This window comes from Leifsonia sp. CL147, from assembly GCF_900114565.1.
Classification (GTDB): Bacteria; Actinomycetota; Actinomycetes; order Actinomycetales; family Microbacteriaceae; genus Leifsonia.
This window is the reverse complement of record NZ_FOTM01000002.1, coordinates 219,471-241,500: the sequence shown is the minus strand read 5'-3', so window position 1 is coordinate 241,500 and position 22,030 is coordinate 219,471. Positions and strand designations below refer to the sequence as shown.

The following is a 22,030-nucleotide window of genomic DNA, read 5'->3' as shown; positions in this document are numbered from 1 at the left end:
TCGTGGCCATCATCCGACGCGACCGGCCCGTCCGGGCGACGCAGATCGCATCCGAAGCGCTGACTCTGGCCGGCGGGGGCCGGGCATTGCTCCTCCAGATCGCGCATCCCGCCGTGGGGCGAGGGGTGGTGGAGCACAGCGACTTCTCCGAGCGGCTGATGGACCGGTTCGACGCAACGATGCTCTATCTCTCCGCGGCGATGTTCGGTACCCCGAGGGAACTCGCGGCGATGCAGCGAGTGGTCAACCAGGCCCACGTCCCGGTGCACGGCGACGCGACTCCGGGCCGGCCCGCCTACAGCGCGTACGACCCCGAGCTGCAGCTCTGGGTCGCGTCCACGCTGTACCAGACGATGATGGAGCTGCACCGGCGCGTCTTCGGCGATCTCACGGCGGCGCAGGCCGACGAGGCATATCGGGAGTTCGCCCGCGCCCTGTCCCGTCTCCAGCTGACGGAGGGTCGGTGGCCGGCTACGCGGTCGGACTTCGACGGCTACTGGGAGCGGATGATGGCCGGCCTCCGCGTGGAACCGGAGGTCCTGGCCGTGTCGCGGCAGATCCTGCATCCCCGGCACGCGCCGTGGTGGCTCCGCTGGCTGCTCCCCGTCGTGCGGCTGGTCACGGCGGGACTGCTTCCGGAGCGCTTGCGGCACGAGTTCCACCTGCCCTGGAGCGAGCGCCGGCAACGACGGTTCGACCGGGCGATCCGCTGGACGGCGGCGGTCTACCCGCGCCTTCCGCTGCGCCTGAGGCACCTCCCACGCGACCGGTACCTGGCGCGGCTTCGCCGCACCGTGGGGTCGGGCGAGGGGACCGCCCAGCGTTAGGGAGGCGGCCGGAGGGTGCCGGCGGGTGGCGGAGGGTGCCGGCGGGTGGCGGAGGGTGCCGGCGAGTGGTGCGGCTATCGAAGGAGATCGGGCGTCGAATCTCCTTCGAATGGCAGTAGTGAAGGAGATTCGAACGGTATTCGTCCGAATCTCCTTCACCTGCCGAAGCCACCGAGAAGGCGGGGCCGGGTCTCGTCAGAGCTTGTCGATCGGGGCGATCTTGATCAGGAGCTTCTTGGCGCCCGCCTTCTCGAACTGCACGTGCGCGACACGCTTCGCCCCCTGGCCGGTGACCTGCATGACGCGTCCCTCGCCGAAGTCGGCGTGCCGGATGCGGTCGCCGGGTGCGAGCTCGAGGTCGCCGTTGTCGCGGACCTTGCCGGTGACCCGATTCGGCCATTCGGCCTTCGGGCGCTCCTGGCGGAAGGGCGCGGCCGAGAGACTGTCGTTCCAGCCGGAGCCGCCCTCGATGCCGGGACGGCGGGCGTTGAGAGCACGGGACTGCGTCCCTCCCCGGCCATTGGCCGCACCCGGCGACTGCCGCCAATCGATCAGGTCGGCGGGGATCTCGTGCAGGTAGCGACTGGGCATGGCCACCGCGGTCTCGCCGAACTGGGCACGGGTCATGGCGAGGGACAGGAACAAGCGCTTCTTGGCACGCGTGATGCCGACATAGAAGAGCCGCCGCTCCTCCGCCGGGCCACCCGGCTCGTTCGCCGACATGCGATGCGGAAGCAGGTCCTCCTCGATTCCCGTGAGGAATACCGCGTCGTACTCCAGCCCCTTCGCGGTGTGGAGGGTCATGAGCGACACGGATCCGCTGGAATCGTCGATCTCGTCCGCGGCGGCCACCAGCGAGACCTCGGTGAGGAAGTCCACCAGCGACCCGTCCGGGTTGTTGCGGCCGAACTCGCGCGTCACCGCCACCAGCTCGTCGACGTTCTCGGCGCGGGCCTCGTCCTGGGGATCGCGGCTGTTGCGCAGCGCCTCCAGGTATCCGCTGCCGTCGAGCAGGAACGTGAGCACGTCGGCCACGGACGAGACTCCAGCAGGGTTGGACGGATCGATCTTCGCCGCCGCCTCATCGAGAAGGTTCGAGAGCTGAAGGATCGCGTTGGTCACCTTCGGCCCCAGGCCCAGCGATCCGGCGTCGCGCATCGCGGCGCGGAAGGTCAATCCGTTGTCCTCCGCGTAGCTCGCCAACTGCGTCTCCGTCGCCGGACCGATACCGCGCTTCGGCGTGTTCAGGATGCGGCGGAGTGCGAGCATGTCGTCGGGGTTCGCGACCGTGATGAGGTAGGCCATCGAGTCCTTGATCTCGGCCCGCTCGTAGAACTTCGTGCCGCCCATGACCTTGTACGGCAGCGCCGAGCGGATGAAGATCTCCTCCAGCGCTCGCGTCTGGGCGTTGGTGCGGTAGAAGACCGCGATGTCCTTGTAGTCCATCCCGGCCGAGTGCAGCTTCTCGATCTCGTCCGCGACGAACTGCGCCTCGTCGTGACCGGAGTACCCGGTGTAGCCGACGATCTTGTCGCCGTCGCCCACGGCCGTCCACAGCTTCTTGTCCTTGCGGTCGAAGTTGTTCGAGATGACGGCGTTCGCCGCACTCAGGATGTTCTGCGTCGACCGGTAGTTCTGTTCCAGCAGCACCACCTTCGCGCCCGGGAAGTCCCGCTCGAACTCGACGATGTTCCGGATGTCGGCGCCGCGGAAGGCATAGATCGACTGGTCGGAGTCACCGACGACGGTGAGGGATGCGCTCGGGATGACGCCGGCGGCGTCACGCAGCGGCCGGACATTGCGTCCGTGGGCTTCCAGGTCGTCGACGATGTCGGGAGCGACCGGCATCGTCAGCTCGCGGATGAGCGAATACTGGGCATGGTTGGTGTCCTGGTACTCGTCGACCAGGATGTGGCGGAACCGGCTCTGATAGAGAGCGGCGACGCGCGGGAAGGCACGGAACAGGAAGACGGTCTCGGCGATCAGGTCGTCGAAGTCGAAGGCGTTCGCGCGGCGCAGCTCGCGCGTGTACTGACGGAAGATCTCGAGGAACATCACCTCCTGCGGATCGCTGAGGTTCGCCGAGCGGGCGAAGGTCTCCAGATCCGTCAGCTCGTTCTTGAGCTTGGAGATGCGGTTCGCGGCACTGCCGACCGTGAAGCCGAGGGTGTCCGCATCGAGCGCTTTTATGATGCGCTTCAGCAGCGCCCGGGTATCGCCGGAGTCGTAGATCGTGAAGCTCGACGTCTTGCCGATCGTCTCCGCCTCACGGCGGAGGATGCGGACGCAGGCCGAGTGGAAGGTCGAGATCCACATCCCCTGCGCCTTGCCGCCGACCAGCTGCTCGACGCGCTCGCGCATCTCGTTGGCTGCCTTGTTCGTGAACGTGATCGCGAGGATCTCGCTGGGCCACGCTTCACGACCCTCGATGAGTCCCGCGATGCGCCGGGTGAGGACGCTCGTCTTTCCCGACCCCGCGCCGGCGACGATCAGGAGCGCCTGGCCCCGGTACTCGGCCGCCACCCGCTGCTGCGGGTTGAGACCGGCGAACAGACGGTCGCTCGGGCCCCAATGGCCGGAGCCGGCCTTCCCGGAATCCGCTCCGGAGGCGCCGGTATCTCGTGCTCCCGCCCGTTCGTCGACGCCGTCGCCCTGCCATCCGTCCAGGATGATCGGAACGGAGGAGGGGGTGGTCTGCGGGGCGTCAGGGAGGCTCGTCATGTCTGCAGTCGATTTTAGTCGCCGCCACCGTCATTCGGCCGGGAGCCGCCCGAGCGGCGGCGGATCACGCCTCAGAGTCCGTCGCGGACCGAGACGGCGAGGTCGGGATGATCGGCGAAGACCCCGTCCACACCGGAGTGCAGGAGGATCGAGAAGAAGCGGCGCCAATCGCCCCATTCCGCCTCGGGCCCACCCGTCCGGAACTCGGGGGGCAGCATCCCGTTCTCCGGCCGCAGCGTCCAGCAGAACACCGCGAGGCCCGCCGAGTGCGCGAGATCGACGAGGTCGGAGGTCACCGCGCCGACCTCCGCGGCATCGTCCTCGCCGAAGAGCGCTACCGAGACCGAGCCGGAGGAGAGCACCTGAGAGGTCTCGACGCTGATCCCGTCCACGCGGTCGCCGGGGGATGCCGCCGCCGAGCCGAGCGCGTAGAGGCCGCGCAGCGTCAGATCGCTGTCGTAGCCGGGCGCGGAGGAGCCGAGCGCGGCGACCCGGTCGGCCGGAGCGCCCGCACCCTCCAGCAGGTAGACGCGGCGGCCGCGGAAGCCGCGGGCGTGCAACTGCCCGAGGACCGTGCGCTCGAAGCTCTCCACCACGACGCCCGGGCGATCCGACCAGCCCGCCTCCGCGAACTCCGCGAGGAGCAGCTCGTCGAGCGGGAGCCCTGCGGCTTCGAAGTACGTCGCGTGCTTCAGCTCGGCGACAAGGCCCGGAGAGCGTCCAGGGGCCTCGCCGGCGCGTTCGATCAGCTCCAGCAGGTCGCGCAGGCGCAGCAGCGGATAGTGGCCGTCGAACGTCGAGCTGTTCTGCCGCAGCGCCGGGATGCGCTCCCGCGCACGCAGGGTCGACAACTCGTCCCAGGTGAAGTCCTCCGTGAACCAGCCGGTCAGGGCGACGCCGTCGATCTCCTTGGTCGTTCGCCGATCCGCGAACTCGGGATGGCCCGCGACGTCGGTGGTGCCCGAGATCTCGTTCTCGTGCCGCAGCACCAGGACGCCGTCCTTCGTGGCGACGATGTCCGGCTCCACGGCGTCCGCCCTCAGCTGCAGCGCGAGCTCGTACGAGCCGCGCGTGTGCTCCGGCCGGTAGCCCGGCGCACCCCGGTGTCCGATGACCATCGGGGCCGTTCGCGCACGCATGGGCCGATCCTAGCCCGCGCGTTCCTGCCGCCGACCGCACCCGGGGGATGCCAGAATCGACCCGTGCCCGCCGACCCGCCCGCGACGCAGACCCGCTGGGTCGAGCCGGCGTCGCTGCTCACCCTGCGCTGGGGCGCGTATCGCCCCCGGCTGATCGTCGGGCTGACGCTGATCGTCGTCGGGACGGCCTGCATCCTCGGAACGACCGCGTACAGCCTCCCCCTGCTCCTCCTCGGCTCGCTGATGCAGCCGGCGGGATGGGCGATCCTGCCCTCCACCATCGGACGGCGTGTGGCGGTGCCCGTTCCGGTCCTCGGCTTCACCTGGCTGATGCTCGGCGGCTCAGGATTCGCCTGGTGCTACGCGATCGCCCTCGCCGCCTGGCTGCTCGTGCGGCTGCGTCCCCTCCCCGCGTTCGCCGCTCTCGCCCTCCCGGTGGTGTGGAGCGTCGTCCTGCCGGGCTTCGTGCACGACTACCAGGAGGGCTGGGTCACCATCCTGACCACCAGCGTGGTAGTCGCCGCGTCCGCATGGCTCGCCCGCTGGATCGCCGTCCGATGGGATTCATGGCAATCTGTCAGAACGCTCAGAAAAGAAACGAATAGATTGGACTGAACACGACCTCCCGTCGTCCGACCTAGCGAGGAATCATGGCAACGTCCAACCCGGCTTTCTCTCAGAGCCCCGCCTTCCGCAACACGCCCACCACGGCCTCCGCCGAGCAGCTGCAGGAGCTGTACGAAGCCCCCTCGGCGACCGCGGTCGAGACCGACCGGATGACGGTCGAGGACACCATCCGGAAGACCGTCGCCGCCTTCGCCGTCCTCCTCGTGGGCGCGGCCGTCGGCTGGATCGTCCCCGGTCTCTGGATCCTCGGCCTCGTGGCGGGTCTCGTGCTCGCCTTCGTCAACATCTTCCGCAACCGCAAGAAGCTGCCGTCGGCCGGCCTGACCTTGGCGTACGCCGCGGCAGAGGGTGTCGCCATCGGCGGCATCTCCCGGTTCTACGAGGCCTTCGCCGGCGGAGTCGTCATCCAGGCGGTCATCGGCACGGTCGTCGTCGTCGGTGTGACGCTGGCGCTCTTCGCGAGCGGCAAGATCCGGGCGTCGGCGCGCGCGACGAAGATCTTCCTCGTCGCCATGATCGGCTACTTCCTGTTCTCGATCATCAACCTGGTGCTGATCGTCACCGGAGCCGTGAACGACCCGTGGGGTCTCCGGGGATCGTTCCACATCTTCGGCATCCCGCTCGGGCTCGTGATCGGTGTCCTCGTCGTCATCATGTGCGCGTACTCGCTCGTGCTCGACTTCGACGCCATCCAGCGCGGGGTCAAGAACCGCGCCCCGCGCGCCTACGGCTGGGCCGGCGCCTTCGGCATCATGGTGACCGTCGTCTGGCTCTACCTGGAGCTGCTGCGCATCTTCGCCCTCTCCCGCAACTGACGCTCTCCCGCAACTGTCGCCCACCCGCGACAGAGCGCCGGACACAGAAGGGCCGCCGTGCGATCGCACGGCGGCCCTTCTGTCGCTTCAGGAGCGGCTGCTACGCAGTGTCACTCCCACTCGATCGTTCCCGGCGGCTTCGACGTCACATCGAGCACGACCCGGTTCACACCGTCCACCTCGTTGGTGATGCGGTTCGAGATCTTCGCGAGCAGCTCGTACGGGAGGCGCGTCCAGTCCGCGGTCATCGCATCCTCGCTCGACACCGGCCGCAGGACGATCGGGTGCCCGTAGGTGCGACCGTCGCCCTGGACGCCGACCGAGCGGACGTCCGCGAGCAGCACCACGGGGCACTGCCAGATCTCCGCGTCGAGGCCCGCGGCCGTCAGCTCGGCCCGCACGATCGCATCCGCGTCGCGCAGCAGGTCGAGGCGCTCCTGCGTGACCTCTCCGACGATGCGGATGCCGAGACCCGGCCCGGGGAACGGCTGGCGGCCGACGATCGCCTCGGGAAGTCCCAGCTCGCGTCCGATCGCTCGCACCTCGTCCTTGAACAGGGTGCGGAGCGGCTCGACCAGCTCGAACTGGAGGTCCTCCGGCAGCCCGCCCACGTTGTGGTGGCTCTTGATGTTCGCGGTTCCGGCACCGCCGCCGGACTCGACCACGTCCGGGTAAAGCGTTCCCTGGACGAGGAACCGAATCGGGTCGCCCTCGCTCGCCGCTTCGGCGATCAGGTCGGCCTGGGCCTTCTCGAAGACGCGGATGAACTCCCGGCCGATGATCTTCCGCTTGGTCTCCGGGTCGCTGACGCCGGCGAGCGCATCCAGGAACTGCTTCTGCGCGTTCACGGTCACGAGGCGCACCCCGGTGGCCGCGACGTAGTCCTCTTCGACCTGGCGCGCCTCGTCCTTGCGGAGCAGTCCGTGGTCGACGAAGACGCACACCAGCTGGTCGCCGACCGCCTCGTGGACGAGCGCAGCGGCGACGGCGGAGTCGACGCCGCCGGAGAGCGCGCAGATGACCCGGCCGGAGCCGACCTGCGCACGGATGGCGGCCACCTGGTCGGCGATCACGTTGCCGCTGTTCCAGTCGGCGGGGATGCCGGCTGCGCGGTGCAGGAAGTTCTCCAGCACCGCCTGCCCGTACGTCGAGTGCTTGACCTCGGGATGCCACTGCACGCCGTACAGGCGGCGTGCGTCGTTGGCGAACGCCGCGACCGGCGTCCCCTCGGTCGACGCCAGGACCTCGAAGCCCTCGGGCGCCCGGGCGACGGAGTCGCCGTGGCTCATCCAGGCGGTCTGCTCCTCCGGCTGCCCGTCGAGCAGGCTGCCGGACCGGGCGCCGTCGGCGATGCGCACGGCCGTCGACCCGTACTCCCGCTGCCCCGTCTTCGCGACCTCTCCGCCCAGGGCGGTCGCCATGATCTGGAAGCCGTAGCAGATGCCGAGCACCGGCACGCCGAGGTCGAAGATCGCCTCGTCGAGCCGCGGTGCGCCCTCCTCGTAGACCGATGAGGGTCCGCCGGACAGCACGATGCCGGAGGGGCGCTTTGCCGCGATCTCGGCAGCCGTCACCGTGTGCGGCACGATCTCGGAGTACACGTTCGCTTCCCGCACCCGGCGGGCGATCAGCTGCGCGTATTGCGCGCCGAAATCGACGACGAGGACGGGCCCGGACGGGTTCGCGGAGTCGGCCCCGCTCAGGACATCGGTGAACGCAGGGTCTGCACTCATGGATTCTCCGCTAATTTGTCGCCTCCACGGGGATCGCGGCTTCGGCCTCCCGGCCGGCCAGGTAGGACCGCACCTGCTTGGTGATGCGCGCCTCCACGAAGAACGAGAGGAACGGCACCACGCCGCCGAGGGCGATCATGACGAACTTCGCGAACGGCCAGCGCATCAGCGTCCAGAGCCGGAAGTCCGAGAACAGGTACACGACGTAGAGCCAGCCGTGAGCGATCAGGATGCCGGTGCTCAGATCCACACCGGTCGGGGCGACCGCGTTCTTGACCGGCACGAACGTGAAGACGCCGTAGTTGCTGAACGCGTAGAGCTCGTAGCCGAGCCCGTACTTCACGACCATCTCGCTGCAGAGGAGGAGCAGCATGATGCCGGTGACGTACGCGAACACCTGGTAGAACCGGAGCGCCCTGCGGATCTTCGGGAAGTCTTCGAGCTTCGGGGCGAGGGGCATGCAGCTATTCTACGTTCCCTGCGGTGGCCCCGTTCTTGGCGGAGAGCACAGCCTGCGCCGCCGGCTCCCGCTCCTCGTCCTCGCGCTGCTTGGCGTCCTTCACCAACCGGAACCAGAGGAACACCGCGAATCCGGCGAAGATGGCCCACTCGGCGGCGTAGAACACGTTGAGCCAGTTCAGCTCGGTCTGGGCGATCGGCGGCGGAGAGTCGATCTGCACCAGGCCGTCCGGGGCGCCGCGCTCGACGACGTAGCCGGCGTACACGTCCATCCCGTCGACGCCCGTCCACAGGTTGTAGAGCTGGCCGATGCCGAGCGTCCGCATCCCTGTCGGGTCCTTCAGCTTGTCGGTCGGGACTTCCGGCTGCTCGTCGGGGAGGATGCGGCCGACGACCCGCTGGGGCGTCTCCGGCGCCTCGGCCAGCCGCGCGACAGCGGCCTTCGCCGACGCCTCGTCGGGAGCCCAGCCGCGTGCGACGGCGAGCGCGGCACGGCTGCCGTCGCCGCGCTCGATGTTGACGTGGCCGACCACCCACCAGCCGCTTCTGCCCTTGTTGAGCCGGCCGTGCAGCAGCTGATAGTCGCCGGGCACGAAGGAACCCGTGAACTCGACCAGCTGGCCGACCGCAATGTCGTGCAGCGGAGCACCGGGGGTCGCCACGCGCGCGAGCGGGAGCACCGTCTCGGTCGGCGCCTCGACCGCTTTGCCGGAGTCGACCGCACGCTGCAGCTGCCACTGCCCCAGGGCGGCGAATCCCGCCGCGAGCAGCAGCGCGAACACCAGCGCGCCGATCCAGCGGGGGCGCAGCATCATCTGGAAGAGGGTCGTCTCGCCGGTGGACGTCGACGCTCCCGTGGTCGTTTCGATGGTCAGTCCCGTTCCCGTTCTCCGCCGGCGTCCTGCTGCAGCATCGCCTGCTCGACCATCCGGTCGACGTCGGCCGTGGCCGCATCCACGAGCGCGATCTCCTCGTCGATCATGGGGGCGTGCCTCTTCTTCCGTTCGCGCCGGCGCCTCGGGCCGGCCCGTAGGATCATCGCACCGATCCTCTCGGAGTTCGCTGCGAGGATGGGGCCGGCGACGGCCATGATGAGCACGTAGAGACCGGCGAACGGCTGGATGCGCGCATCCAGCCCGGCCGACAGCGACAGGGTCGCGAGGATGAGCGCGAACTCTCCACGGTTCTGCAGGATCGCGGTGGTGTTGATGCCGCCCTGGACGCCCATCCCGTTGATCCACGCCACGAACTGCCCGGCGGCGATGTTGAGCACGATCGTCATCAGCACCGCGAGCAGGACGGGGACGAGGACCGACGGGAACAGGCCGGGGTTCAGCGCCAGCCCGAAGTTCAGGAAGAAGAAGGCCGCGAAGAGATCGCGCAGCGGGATCGCGATGTGCTCGATCTTGTTGCGGAACCTGGTCGCGCCCAGGACCAGCCCGATCAGGAACGCGCCGATCGCGTCGGTGACGCCGAGGACCTCGCCGACGCCGGCGAACAGCACCGCGAAGCCGAAGAACAGGATGGTGAACAGCTCGTCGTCCTTCGTGCGGAAGAGCCGCGAGACGAACCGGCCGCCGAACCGGGCGAGGGCGAACATCACCACCAGGAAGACGAACGCGACCGTGAGCTTCCCGACGACCGGCCAGAAGTCGGTCTCGCCGCTCAGCACCACCGACACGATGGCCAGGTAGATCGCGATGAAGATGTCCTCGACGACGGTCACGCCGAGGATCATCGGCGTCTCTCTGTTCGCGAGCCGCCGCAGCTCGATGAGCAGCTTGGTGACGATCGCGGACGAGGATGTGGCGGTCATCCCGGCGATGATCAGCGCTTCCCGGGTCCCCCACCCGACCCAGAAGCCGAATGCCAGCCCGACGCCCATGTTGAGGAGGATGTACGAGCCGCCGGAGACGATCAGCTTGCCGAAATTGCCGAAGAACTCGTCCTGATCGAACTCCAGGCCCAGGGTGAAGAGCAGCAGGATGAGCCCGAAGATCGCGATGAGCTCGATGTAGCTGCTGTCGAAGTTGAGGGGGAACCAGCCGGTGTGCGGGCTGGCGAGCAGGCCGACGATCATGTAGATCGGAATCGCGGGGAGACCCACCAGCCGGCCGAGGCGCCCGAGCACGTACGCGACGAGCAGGAGGATCCCGAGAACGATGAGGTCTGCGCCGAGATGCATCGTCGATCAGCCTCCGGGCGGCGCGTCGGCGGTGACCCGGTGGGCGACCTCGCCCGTGCGGAAGAACGAGAACGCCTTCGCGACCTTCTCCGGCGTCCCGGCCACCACGAGGGTGTCCCCCGGGAAGACCTTGAAGTCGGGAGCGGGCGCCGGGTTCGCGGAGTCGCCGCGCACCACCGCGACGACCGTGAGCCCGACGAAGCCGCGGTCGCCGGGGGCGCCGAGCTGCTGCCCGGCGATGTAGTCGTCGTAGTCGACGGTGAACCAGTCGATGCTGAGGCCCGGGATCTGATCGAGCGCCGTCAGCGCCTCGGTGATCTGCGTGCCGCCGAGCAGCTCGGCGAGGGTGTGCGCCTCGTCCTCGTTGAGCCGCAGGGAGACCTTGGTGACGTCGGCCCCGTCCTCGTGGTCCGAGAAGGTGATCAGGTCGCTGTGACCGGAGCGGTGCGCGATGACGCCGACCTTGCCGCCGTCGTCGGTCACGAACGTGTGCAGCACCCCGACCCCGGGCAGTTTGACCCGTCGAACGTCTACCATCATCCGTCTCCATCCGCCGGGTCCGCCGGCCTTGGGGTGCGGTTCCAGTCTACCCGGAGGCGCGCGGCGGCCCTCCGGGAGATCGCTCTCCGCGGAAGGCCGCCCGGCCTCCGAACTCCGGCCGCGCGGGGCTTACGACTGCGACTTCGCCGCTGCGGCATCCACCTCGACGATGTCGGGGGCCTCGAGCCGGATGCGGTCGGCGGACTCGTCGTCGGGCTGCAGCTGGCTGGCGCGTTCGGCCTCGACGCGCTTGAGGTACGTGCGCACCTCGCGGTCCTCCCGGCCGGCGTCCCAGCCGAGCACCCGCGCCATCAGGGAGGCTGCGACCGGGGCCGCGGACGCGCCGCGGTCCCACGCCTCGATAGAGATGCGCGTCCGTCGAGCGAGCACGTCCTCCAGGTGCAGGGCGCCCTCGTGGGTGGCCGCATAGACGACCTCCGCCCCGACGTAGTCGTCGGCGCCGGGCAGCGCGTCGGCGAGGGACGGGTCCTCGCGGATGAGCGCGAGGATGTCCTCGGCGAACGTTCCGTACCGGTTCAGCAGGTGCTCGATCCGCGCGACGTGCAGCCCCGACTCCTGCGCGATCCGGTACCGGCGGTTCCACGCCGCCTGGTAGCCCTCCGCGCCGACCAGCGGGATCTCCATCGTGGTGGACTCGGGGATGCGCCCGTCGAGCGCGCTCACCGCGGCATCCACGGCATCCTTCGCCATCACGCGGTACGTCGTCCACTTGCCGCCGGCGATCACGACGAGGCCGGGCACCGAGTGGGCGACCAGGTGCTCGCGCGAGAGCTTCGACGTCTGCTCGGACTCGCCGGCGAGCAGCGGACGCAGTCCGGCGTAGACGCCCTCCACATCCTCTCGGGTCAGCGGGACGTTCAGCACCTCGTTCACGTGCGCGAGCAGGTAGTCGATGTCGACCGCGGTCGCCGCCGGGTGCGCTTTGTCGAGGTGCCAGTCGGTGTCGGTCGTACCGATCAGCCAATGGCGGCCCCACGGGATGACGAACAGCACGCTCTTCTCCGTGCGCAGCAGCAGGCCCATCTTCGACTGGAACCGGTCGCGCGGCACGACGAGGTGGATGCCCTTGGATGCGCGCACCTTGAACTGGCCGCGCTCGCCCACCATCGCCTGGGTGTCGTCCGTCCACACGCCTGTCGCGTTGACGACCTGCTTCGCGCGGATGTCGAACCGCTCGTCGGTCTCCAGGTCGTGCGCCCGCACGCCGACGACGCGCTCGCCGACCTTGATGAAGCCTTCGACCCGCACGCGGGGAGCCACGTGCGCGCCGTAGTGCGCCGCAGTGCGGACCAGGTTCGCGACGTAGCGGGCGTCATCCACCTGGGCGTCGTAGTACGTGATCCCGCCCACGAGCGCGTTCTTGTTCAGCGACGGGATGGCGTTCAGCACCTGCCGCCTGCTCAGGTGCCGGTGGTGCGGGACGCCGGGAGGGCGCCCGCCGGTGTAGGAGAAGATGTCGTACAGCATCATCCCGGCGCCCACGTAGAAGCGCTCCCACACGCGCTGGTGCAGCGGGTACAGGAAGCGCACCGGCTTCACCAGGTGCGGCGCGATGCGCTGCAGCAGCAGGCCGCGCTCGATGAGGGCCTCCCGGACGAGCCGGAAGTCGAGCTGTTCGAGATAGCGGATGCCGCCGTGCACCAGCTTCGAGGAGCGGCTGGAGGTTCCGGAGGCGAAGTCGCGCGCCTCGACGAGGCCCGTGGTCAGGCCGCGCGTCGCGGCGTCCACGGCCGAGCCCGCGCCGACGATGCCGCCGCCCACGACCAGGATGTCGAGCTCGGTGTTCTTGAGCGCCGAGATCGCGGCCGCGCGCTCGGCAGGACCGAGCCGCGACGGGTACGTCACGGCCGGGTGGGAGGCGGGGGTGGCGTTCCTGTTGCCGCCCGGAGCTGAATCTGTCATTCGTTCTCTCCCTCCCCGGCCGCCGTCGGCCGGACTGCACCTACCGCACCCTGTGCTACCGCGTCGTGTAGGGCGCGACGACGACCTCGACGCGCTGGAACTCCTTCACATCCGAGTATCCCGTCGTGGCCATGCTGCGGCGCAAGGCTCCCACGAGATTCGCAGAGCCCTCGGCCACCGGAGCCGGGCCGTACAGGATCTCCTCGAGCGGCGCGACCTGGCCCACCGCGACGCGATTGCCGCGCGGAAGCTGCGCGTGGTGCGCCTCAGCGCCCCAGTGCCAGCCGCCGCCCGGTGCGTCCGTGGCGCGCGCGAGCGTCGTCCCGAGCATCACCGCGTCCGCGCCGCAGGCGATCGCCTTGACGATGTCGCCCGAGCTCCCGAGGCCGCCGTCGGCGATGACGTGCACGTAGCGGCCGCCGGACTCGTCCATATAATCCCGGCGAGCGCCGGCGACGTCCGCGACCGCGGTGGCCATGGGCGCATGGATGCCCAGGGTCGAGCGGGTGGTGGAGGCGGCTCCCCCGCCGAAGCCGACGAGCACACCGGCCGCACCGGTTCGCATCAGGTGCAGCGCAGCGGTGTAGGTGGCCGCGCCTCCCACGATGACCGGCACATCCAGCTCGTAGATGAACTTCTTGAGGTTGAGCGGCTCGACGTTCTTCGAGACGTGCTCGGCGGACACCGTGGTGCCGCGGATGACGAACAGGTCGACGCCCGCCTCCACCACGGTCTCGTACAGTTCCTGGGTGCGCTGCGGCGACAGCGCCCCGGCCACCGTGACGCCGCCCTCGCGGATCTCCGCGAGACGACGGGTGACGAGCTCCGGCTTGATGGGCTCGGAGTAGATCTCCTGCATGCGGTTGGTCGCGCGCTCGGCCGGAAGCTCCCGGATCTCCGCGAGCAGCGGCTCCGGGTCCTCGTACCGTGTCCAGAGGCCCTCGAGGTCGAGGACGCCGAGGCCGCCGAGCTGGCCCATCATGATCGCGGTGGTCGGCGAGACGACCGAGTCCATGGGAGCGGCGAGGAAGGGGATCGCGAACTGGTACGCGTCGATCGTCCACGAGACCGAGACGTCCTCCGGGTCGCGGGTGCGCCGGCTCGGAACCACGGCGACGTCGTCGAAGGCGTACACACGGCGGGCGCGCTTGGCGCGGCCGATCTCGATCTCCATACTCACGCGGTTCAGTCTAGGCCGCGCGCGTGGCGGGCCACAGGTGCGCCCGGCTCAGCTCGTGGTGGCTACTTGCGCTAATACATGTATTTCAACTGTTGCTTAATATACCTAAGGTGGAATAGGTTGTTCACCACTGTCGGGACCTCGGCAGTCCACGCGAAGGAGTGAACATGCGAAAACTGACCGCAACCCTTGGCATGATTGGCGTCGCCGCCGGGTGGATCATTGGAGGCGTGGCCACCGCGCCCGCCGCCCAGGCTGCGTCCTGCGCGTTCTCGAACGTGACCGCCACCAGCTACGTGCAGGCGTACAACAACAGCTGTTCATGGATCCAGGGCGCCCTGACCTCGAACGGGAATTGGATCTACGGCAACAAGGCTGGACGTGGCTATTGGACGACGATGAGCGCGTGCTACTCCAAGCCGGCCAATCAGCGCGTGAATTACGCAATCTGATTGCGCGGAAGGAATGACGACGATACGGAAAACCGCCCCCCTGCGGCTCTGTGTCGGCGTGCTTTTGGCAGCATGTGGGTTGGCGGGCTGCGCTCAGGCCGCCAACCCACAGCACGACGAGACGCCGACCGCGGGAACAACCGCCTACGCCGGTCCCCTTCCGAAATTCTCCGGACCCTTTGCCAACGAATTCGCCGAGGCGTACAAGAACTCGACGAGTGACTTCCAGAGGGAGGTTCTCGCTGATGGTGTCGTCGACAAGGCGGAACTGTCCGAAGCACAGAGACGATGGGTGAGTTGCATGACAGGCCGCGGGTTCACCGCAACTGTGAGCTACGGCAATCCCGGGAGCTACTCGGTAAAGGCACGCATCGGATACACACAAGACTCCGCGGGGACGGTTGTCGGCGAATGCGGTGTTGAAACCACCGACTACATCGAGGCGCTGTACGCGGAGGTCATCCAGAATCCGACGAACAAGGACTATGCCACGCTTATGGTCGATTGCTATCGACGGCTCGGAGTTGTCGGAAACGACTACACGCCGGAGCGATTCGATCAGGAGTCGAAGACCGGCGTGTATTCCTTCAACCGGAACGACCACCGGGTCGATCGGTGCAACCTGAACCCCCAGGTCCAAAAATGAAACTGTGGAACGTTCGATGGCTGCGGATGCGACTGCCGTTTGGATCCGCAGCGGTCGTGCTCTTCGCGATCGTGCTCGTTCTCGGCTTCGCCGTGGGGGTGCTCGTACCCTCCCCGCCGGAACCCGCTGTGCTCGCGTCGAGTTCACCGGTCACCGCCGTCCCTGTGGCCACCCAGAGTTTCGACGACGAGCGCCAGGTCGAGCTGACCCCCCACCTTTCCCCGGGACCGGAACTGTCGCTGCTGCGCACCGGGAGGGTGACGAGCGCAACCTGTCAGGCCGGGGTCCCGATCGCCTCCGGAGCCTCTGCGCTCAGCCTGGACAACACCCCGGTCCTCTTTCTGGCGACCTCGCTTCCGCTCTGGCGCGACCTCAGCGTGGGAATGCGAGGCGACGATGTGACGGCGCTGCAAGCGGAGCTGAAACGTCTGGGCAGCCTTCCCGAGCCCACCGGCCGGTTCGACGCCGCAACAGACGCCGCGGTCGCTGGTCTGTGGACGCAGGCCGGCCGCGCAGACCCTCCGCGAGGGCTGGCACAGGCCGACGTCGTCTGGCTTCCCGCCGAACAGGCCGTACCGGAGAGCTGCCCTCTCCGGCTCGGCGATATCGTCGCGGGCGGCAGCGGCTTCGCCACCACTGTCGGCCGCATCGAACGCGTCACGCTCCCGGACACGGTATCAGCCTCCGCGGATCTCGGACCCCGGGTGGCCACCATCGGCGACGTCGCCGGGGTCATCGATCCCACGGGGAGCGTCGCCTCCCCGGAGTTCTTGTCTGCACTGCAAGCCAGCCCGGAGTATTCCGCCTGGGCGGCCTCGGACAGGAAGGCGGGAGTCATTCTGCCTGTCCGTCTCCAGGACCCTATCGAGGCAACCGTCGTGCCGCCGAGCTCGCTGTTCGCGGTGCGTGATCCGAATGCCTGCCTGATGTCTCGCGGAAACCCGATCCCGGTCAGAATCCTTTCCTCGAGCCTCGGCAAGGCCTATGTCCGGGTGACGAATGGAGCATCGGTCTCCGTCGTCGAGCTCGACGGAGAATCCGCCCACCGCTCTTCGGGGCGGCAGTGCGGCTGAGAGCGACAGGGGTGAGCTATCGGTTCGGCTCGGGAAACGTCCTGTTCGAGAACCTGGACTTGGATTTCCGGCCCGGCGAAATGGTGGCCCTCACGGGCCCCTCCGGTGCGGGCAAGTCCACGCTGCTCTCCCTCATCGCCGGGTGGCGCCTCCCCACGACAGGGCAGATCGAACGCGACGGCATCGCCACCGTGTCCTGGGTATTCCAGAATCCACTCGGAGTCGCCCGCCGGTCGGCCCTCGACCACGTCATCCTGCCGCTTCTCGCGAATGGTCACTCGCTCGCGGCCGCTCGGAGACGCGCAGCGGAGATCCTGGTCATGTTCGAGCTCGGAGAGGTCGCCGATTCGCCCTACCGGCACCTCTCGGGTGGACAGGCTCAGCGGCTCATGCTCGCTCGGGCGATCGCGGTCCGCCCCGATCTTCTCCTGGTCGATGAGCCGACGGCGCAGCTCGACCTGCTGGCGGCGTCCAGCGTGAATCGGGTCCTCCGGAATGTCGCCGACGATCGCTGTATCGTCGTGGTCGCCTCCCACGATGCCCATACCGTCGCCGCGTGTTCGCGCACACTCGACCTCGGCCGGTTCGCTCCCGGTCAGTTCGAGGCCATCCGATCGAATGTTCCCGCTGTGGTGATCGCCTGATGCGTCGCGGTCTCCCCCTGGCGGGTCTGATCCGCGAGGCGTGGCTGAACCTCCGCTCCGGAGTGACCCGGGCTACGACACTCGCGACAGCCTTCATTCTGACCGCCGGTGGCCTCGCCTTCGCCGGGATGTCGTTGACCCAGACAGCGGTGCACGAAGCGGTCGCTTTCCAGGCGTCCGGCGCCAGCACGCTCGTGCTCAAAGCAGGCGGAATGGTGGACGGCGAGCGCTGCGCGCTCCTTGCGCAGGTTCCGGGAGTGCAGGCGGCGGGCGCTCTGCGCCGGCTGCCGGACGCCGTGATCTCCACACTGCCCGAGGCTCCGGCATCCGCTTTCGCTGCAACCACCGGGCTGGCCGCAGTGCTCGGAGTGAGTACCCCGCAGCCCATGGGCGCCTGGGTCTCGGGCCCGCTCGCCGCCGACCTCGGGACACGCGAAGGAGCAATCCTCCCGCTGGGCGCTGACGATGCCACGGTCGCGGGCGTGTTCCCATATCCCGACGACGGCAGGGACAGGGCCCTCGCCTACGCGATGGTGAGCGAGGTTCCAGTGACGGGAGCCTTCGACGAGTGCTGGATCACTGTCTGGCCACAGAATCCGCAGGTCCAAGCCCTGCTCTCCGCGGTCGCCGACACGCCGACCGGAGACGACCGCACGCAGGCCACCATCGGAGCTCTCAACACAACACGCGGTATCGCCTTCGACCGCTCGGGAGGCGCTCTCTTGCGCGAGTGGATCCTCAGCGCCGAGGTCGTCCTCGGCCTGGCGATGGGCGCGCTCACGGTCCGCATCAGGCGGCTCGAGCTGATCGGCGCCCTGCACGCTGGAGTCGGCAAGCCGGCTCTCGCTACGCAGATCGTCATCGAGACGACAGCGTGGCTGAGTGCCGCAGTGGCGCTCACAGGCGCAGCGTTCTGGGTGGTCGCAGCCTCCGAGGAGGTCCCGACGGCGCTGTCGCTCTTCCTGGGCGCTCTTCGCCTGATGGGATGCGCCACCGTCGCCACCATGGTCGGCGCGCTCGTCAGCGTCCTCGCCCTGCGGCGACGCATGCTGTACAGCTACTTCCTCTCCCGCTGAACGCCGCACGCCCGGCGGCCCGCCCACAGGCCCGCCGGCCGGAAGCCTTCGCCCGCGCCGGCAACCCGTGGGAAGGTGGTGGGGTGACCGTCGAAGCCGAACCTCTCAGCCGCCTCCGCCAGCGCACCAGCGAGAAGTGGGGCGAGTATCCCGACGATGTCCTGCCGCTCTTCGTCGCCGAGATGGACTATCCGCTCGCGGCTCCGATCGCCCAGGCGCTGCACGCCGCCATCGATCGCAGCGACACCGGCTACATCGGGCCGGACGACCGCGTGAAGCGCGCGTTCGCCGATTACGCGCAGACCCGCTGGGACTGGACGGTCGACCCGGCGCGGACCCGGACGACCACCGACGTCAGCGTCGTCATCGTCGAGGCGCTGCGGTCCCTGATCGAGCCGGGCGACCGGGTCGTCATCACGCCTCCCGTCTACCCGCCGTTCTTCGAGCTCATCCCGGAGGCCGGCGGCGTCGTCGAGGAGGTCCCGCTGCTCGAGGGCGGCGCGGACGGCGCGGGCTGGGCTCTCGACCTCGCCGGCCTGGAGCGCGCGTTCGCCGGCGGTGCGAAGGCGTTCCTGCTCTGCAATCCGCACAACCCGCTCGGTCTCGTGCATCCCCGCGCCGAGTTGGAGGCCGTGGCGGCGCTGGCCGCGCACCACGGCGTGTCCGTCGTCAGCGACGAGGTGCACGCGCCGCTCACGCACTCGGATGCGACCTTCACCCCGTTCCTGTCCGTCTCGGAGGAGGCGCGGCGCATCGGCATCGCCGCCCACTCCGCCAGCAAGGCCTGGAACCTCGCCGGCCTGAAGTGCGCACTCTTCGTGACGGCTTCCGCGGAGCAGGCGGAGCGCATCCATGCCCTGCCCGTCGAGGTGGAGGTGCGCACCAGTCTGTTCGGGCGCATCGCGAACGAAGCCGCGTACCGCTCCGGCCAGGAGTGGCTGGACGGGGCGCTCCATGCGATCGAGGCGAACCGGATGCTGCTCTCTGTGCTCCTGACCGATCGGCTCCCGCACGTCCGCTACCGCGAGCCGCACGCCAGCTACCTGGCGTGGCTCGACCTGCGCGAGCTCGGCTGGGGCGATCGCCCGGCGAAGCGCATCCTCGAGGAGGCACGGGTCGCGCTCGTCGCCGGTGAGGACTTCGGCGCGCAAGGCGCGGGCTTCGTCCGCCTCAACCTCGCCTGCTCGCCGGAAGTCCTCACCGAGGCGATCGACCGCATTGCAGCCCTCGCCGGCCGCTGACGGAAACGGCGGGAGGGCGCGGCGATCGTCGCCGCGCCCTCCCGCCGAGGTCTGCTCCTCGCCCGCTCAGCGGCGGTAGTTCGGGGCCTCGACCACCATCTGCACGTCGTGCGGGTGCGACTCCTTGAGGCCGGCCGCGGTGATGCGGACGAACTTGCCGCGCGACTTCAGCTCCGGGATGGTGCGCGCGCCCACGTAGAACATGGACTGACGCAGGCCGCCGACGAGCTGGTACGCGACGGCGGAGAGCGGGCCGCGGAACGGCACCTGACCCTCGATGCCCTCGGCGATCAGCTGCTCGTCGCTCGGCACATCCGCCTGGAAGTAGCGGTCGCGCGAGTAGGACGTCTTCTTGCCGCGGGTCTGCAGCGCGCCGAGCGAGCCCATCCCGCGGTACTTCTTGAACTGCTTGCCGTTGACGAAGACCAGGTCGCCCGGGGACTCGGCGGTTCCGGCGAGCAGGGAGCCGAGCATGACACTGTCCGCCCCCGCGACCAGGGCCTTGGCGATGTCGCCGGAGTACTGGAGGCCGCCGTCGGCGATGAGCGGGACGTTCGCCTCGCGGGCCGCCAGGGACGCCTCGTAGACCGCGGTGACCTGGGGTACGCCGACACCGGCGACGACGCGCGTGGTGCAGATCGAACCGGGGCCGACGCCCACCTTGATCGCGTCCGCTCCCGCATCGATCAGCGCCTGCGCACCGGAACGCGTGGCCACGTTGCCGCCGATCACGTCGATGTGCGAGGCGCGGGGCTCGGCCTTGAGGCGACGGATGATGTCGAGCACGCCGGCGCTGTCGCCATTGGCCGTGTCGACGACGAGGAGGTCGACGCCCGCATCCACCAGGGTCATCGCGCGGTCCCAGGCGTCGCCGAAGAAGCCGATCGCGGCGCCGACGCGCAGCCGGCCCTCCTCGTCCTTCGTGGCGTCGGGATACTTCTCGCTCTTGTCGAAGTCTTTGACCGTGATGAGGCCGCGGAGCTTGCCGTCCGCATCCACGAGGGGCAGCTTCTCGATCTTGTGCTCGGCGAAGATGGCGACCGCCGAGTCGGGATCGATGCCCACCGGCGCTGTGATGAGCGGCTGTCGCGTCATGACGTCGCGGACGGCGGTCGTCGAGCGCTCGAACGGCGAGACGAAGCGCATGTCGCGGTTGGTGATGATGCCGACGAGGGTGCCATCGGCCTCGACCACGGGCAGGCCGCTGACGCGGAACTGGCCGCACAGCGCATCCACCTCTTCGACGGTCGCATCGGGCGTCGTGGTCACCGGGTTGGTGATCATGCCCGACTCGGACCGCTTCACCTTGTCGACGTGCGCCGCCTGGTCCTCGATCGAGAGGTTGCGGTGGATGATGCCGATGCCGCCCTGGCGCGCCATGGCGACGGCCATGCGCGACTCGGTGACGGTGTCCATCGCGCTCGAGAGCAGCGGTGTCGCCATCGAGATGCGCTTGGTCAGGCGAGTAGAGGTGTCAGCCTCGCTCGGGATGACGTCCGTGTGCCCGGGAAGGAGCATCACGTCGTCGTAGGTCAAACCGATGAAACCGAACGGATCCGCCTGATCCATCTCACCCCTATCAAGGTTGCGCCACTGTGGATGCTCAATGGTAACGGCAGAACCTGGGCGGGTATTCCGCCTGATCCGGCTCTAGTCGACGCCGGCGAGATCGAGCTCCGGCGCGCGCCTGCCCTGACGTGCCGCGACGATCAGGTCGACGCTGAGGATGAGCAGCGCCACCCACACGATCGCGAACCCGAGCCAGCGCTCCGGCGGCATCGCTTCGTGGAGGATGGCGACGCCCACGATGAACTGGATGAACGGGGCGAAGTACTGGATGAACCCCATGTAGACCAGCGGCAGCCGGCGGGAGGCGGCGGCGAAGAAGAGGAGGGGAACGGCCGTGATGACACCGGCGCCCGCCAGCAGGACGGTGTGCCAGACGCTCACCGTGCCGAGCGTGAGTCCCGCCGTGACGCCGACCACGATCAGCTGGATGACGGCCACGGGCGTGAGCCACATCGTTTCCAGAGTCAAGCCGGAGAGAGCATCCACCCGGCCGCCGACCCGCTTCTTGATCAGGCCGTACAGGCCGAAGGAGAAGGCGAGGATGAGCGCGATCCACGGCAGCGAACCGTAGCCGATCGCAAGGACCACCACGGCGATCACGCTGACGCCGACCGCCACCCACTGGGCGACCCGGAGGCGCTCGCGCTGCACGATGACGCCGAGGAAGACGGTCACGATGGGGTTGATGAAGTAGCCGAGCGCGGCCTCGACGACGTGCCCGCTCACGGTCGCGATGACGTAGGTCTGCCAGTTGACGTAGATCAAGGCGCCGGCGAGGCCCATCGTGAGCAGCACGCGCCTGTCGGTCAGCAACCGGCCGAAGATGCGCCAGGCGCGCATGACGGTCAAGGCGATCACGCAGAAGCCGAGCGAGAAGACCACCCGCCAGGCCACGATCTCCCAGGCCCCCGACGGCACCAGGGCCAGGAAGTAGATGGGGAGGATGCCCCAGAGCAGGTACGCGGAGATCGCGTAGATCAGCCCCGAGGTGCGGTGCGCGGTGAGGTCGTGCTGTGGTGCTGTCACTTGCCTGACTCTACCTCCGGCCTCCGACACTCGCGCCGGGCACCACATTCGTCACGAATCTCGCCCCCGCGGCCCCCTCTCACCGGCACGTTCGTCACGAATGTCGCCCCCACGACCCTCCACCGGCACATTCGTCACGAATGTCGCCCCCACG

The 22,030-nt window shown here is 68.9% G+C and carries 20 protein-coding genes; 9 read left to right on the top strand and 11 right to left on the bottom strand.

Annotated features, from left to right (window positions below; translation table 11 throughout):
- Positions 1-2: 2 nt before the first annotated feature.
- Positions 3-827, top strand: a complete 825-nt coding sequence (locus BM287_RS03505; RefSeq protein WP_090036002.1) for an oxygenase MpaB family protein — start codon at positions 3-5, stop codon at positions 825-827.
- Positions 828-1,022: 195 nt separating this feature from the next.
- Here the strand turns inward: BM287_RS03505 and BM287_RS03500 are convergent, their stop codons facing one another.
- Together BM287_RS03500 and BM287_RS03495 are read right to left on the bottom strand one after the other, a co-directional pair.
- Positions 1,023-3,548, bottom strand: a complete 2,526-nt coding sequence (locus tag BM287_RS03500; protein WP_090036000.1) for an ATP-dependent helicase — start codon at positions 3,546-3,548, stop codon at positions 1,023-1,025.
- Positions 3,549-3,619: 71 nt separating this feature from the next.
- Positions 3,620-4,687 carry a glycerophosphodiester phosphodiesterase family protein gene (locus tag BM287_RS03495; protein ID WP_090035999.1) on the bottom strand — a complete coding sequence of 356 codons (1,068 nt, stop codon included), beginning with the start codon at positions 4,685-4,687 and terminating at the stop codon, positions 3,620-3,622.
- A 63-nt stretch (positions 4,688-4,750) separates the two neighbouring features.
- Between BM287_RS03495 and BM287_RS03490 the strand changes: the two genes are divergently transcribed.
- Entirely contained in the window at positions 4,751-5,302 is a 552-nt protein-coding gene (locus tag BM287_RS03490; protein WP_090035997.1) for a hypothetical protein, read from the top strand.
- Positions 5,303-5,337: 35 nt separating this feature from the next.
- Positions 5,338-6,129 (top strand): Bax inhibitor-1/YccA family protein, encoded by a 792-nt coding sequence (locus tag BM287_RS03485; protein ID WP_090035995.1) that lies wholly within the window; start codon positions 5,338-5,340, stop codon positions 6,127-6,129.
- Positions 6,130-6,239: 110 nt separating this feature from the next.
- Here the strand turns inward: BM287_RS03485 and guaA are convergent, their stop codons facing one another.
- The 7 genes from guaA to BM287_RS03450 form a co-directional block, all read right to left on the bottom strand.
- Complete coding sequence (gene guaA, locus BM287_RS03480; protein ID WP_244527855.1) at positions 6,240-7,862, bottom strand: glutamine-hydrolyzing GMP synthase; 1,623 nt, start codon at positions 7,860-7,862, stop codon at positions 6,240-6,242.
- 10 nt (positions 7,863-7,872) lie between these two features.
- Positions 7,873-8,322, bottom strand: a complete 450-nt coding sequence (locus BM287_RS03475; RefSeq protein ID WP_090035993.1) for a DUF3817 domain-containing protein — start codon at positions 8,320-8,322, stop codon at positions 7,873-7,875.
- Positions 8,323-8,326: 4 nt separating this feature from the next.
- A complete protein-coding gene (locus tag BM287_RS03470; protein ID WP_090035991.1) occupies positions 8,327-9,136 on the bottom strand; it encodes an SURF1 family cytochrome oxidase biogenesis protein in 810 nt (269 codons plus the stop codon).
- A gap of 56 nt (positions 9,137-9,192) precedes the next feature.
- On the bottom strand, positions 9,193-10,506 hold the full coding sequence (locus tag BM287_RS03465) for a cation:proton antiporter (protein WP_090035988.1): 1,314 nt from the start codon (positions 10,504-10,506) through the stop codon (positions 9,193-9,195).
- Between the two features lie 6 nt (positions 10,507-10,512).
- Positions 10,513-11,046 carry a cation:proton antiporter regulatory subunit gene (locus BM287_RS03460; RefSeq protein ID WP_244527854.1) on the bottom strand — a complete coding sequence of 178 codons (534 nt, stop codon included), beginning with the start codon at positions 11,044-11,046 and terminating at the stop codon, positions 10,513-10,515.
- A gap of 129 nt (positions 11,047-11,175) precedes the next feature.
- Positions 11,176-12,969: a glycerol-3-phosphate dehydrogenase/oxidase gene (locus BM287_RS03455; protein WP_244527853.1), complete on the bottom strand. Its 1,794-nt coding sequence runs from the start codon at positions 12,967-12,969 to the stop codon at positions 11,176-11,178.
- A 55-nt stretch (positions 12,970-13,024) separates the two neighbouring features.
- Positions 13,025-14,143, bottom strand: a complete 1,119-nt coding sequence (locus tag BM287_RS03450; protein ID WP_090035984.1) for a GuaB3 family IMP dehydrogenase-related protein — start codon at positions 14,141-14,143, stop codon at positions 13,025-13,027.
- Between the two features lie 173 nt (positions 14,144-14,316).
- Here BM287_RS03450 and BM287_RS03445 point away from each other — a divergent pair, with 173 nt between their 5' ends.
- The 6 genes from BM287_RS03445 (at position 14,317) to BM287_RS03420 (ending at position 19,281) form a co-directional block, all read left to right on the top strand.
- On the top strand, positions 14,317-14,601 hold the full coding sequence (locus tag BM287_RS03445; RefSeq protein ID WP_139230612.1) for a hypothetical protein: 285 nt from the start codon (positions 14,317-14,319) through the stop codon (positions 14,599-14,601).
- A gap of 13 nt (positions 14,602-14,614) precedes the next feature.
- Complete coding sequence (locus BM287_RS17460) at positions 14,615-15,247, top strand: hypothetical protein (RefSeq protein ID WP_139230611.1); 633 nt, start codon at positions 14,615-14,617, stop codon at positions 15,245-15,247.
- A gap of 26 nt (positions 15,248-15,273) precedes the next feature.
- Positions 15,274-16,320, top strand: coding sequence for a peptidoglycan-binding domain-containing protein (locus BM287_RS03435; RefSeq protein WP_170857415.1), 1,047 nt, complete (start codon positions 15,274-15,276; stop codon positions 16,318-16,320).
- 11 nt (positions 16,321-16,331) lie between these two features.
- The gene (locus tag BM287_RS03430; RefSeq protein WP_244527852.1) at positions 16,332-16,964 is read left to right on the top strand and encodes an ATP-binding cassette domain-containing protein; all 633 of its coding nucleotides are present in this window, start codon (positions 16,332-16,334) and stop codon (positions 16,962-16,964) included.
- Entirely contained in the window at positions 16,964-18,040 is a 1,077-nt protein-coding gene (locus tag BM287_RS17755) for a hypothetical protein (RefSeq protein ID WP_090035974.1), read from the top strand. The genes BM287_RS03430 and BM287_RS17755 overlap by 1 nt, the downstream gene beginning before the upstream one ends.
- Before the next feature lie 83 nt (positions 18,041-18,123).
- Entirely contained in the window at positions 18,124-19,281 is a 1,158-nt protein-coding gene (locus BM287_RS03420; RefSeq protein ID WP_090035972.1) for a MalY/PatB family protein, read from the top strand.
- Positions 19,282-19,347: 66 nt separating this feature from the next.
- Here BM287_RS03420 and guaB read toward each other — a convergent pair whose 3' ends face one another.
- On the bottom strand, positions 19,348-20,850 hold the full coding sequence (guaB, locus tag BM287_RS03415) for an IMP dehydrogenase (RefSeq protein WP_090035970.1): 1,503 nt from the start codon (positions 20,848-20,850) through the stop codon (positions 19,348-19,350).
- Between the two features lie 81 nt (positions 20,851-20,931).
- Positions 20,932-21,876, bottom strand: a complete 945-nt coding sequence (gene rarD, locus BM287_RS03410) for an EamA family transporter RarD (protein ID WP_244527851.1) — start codon at positions 21,874-21,876, stop codon at positions 20,932-20,934.
- Positions 21,877-22,030 lie beyond the last annotated feature (154 nt).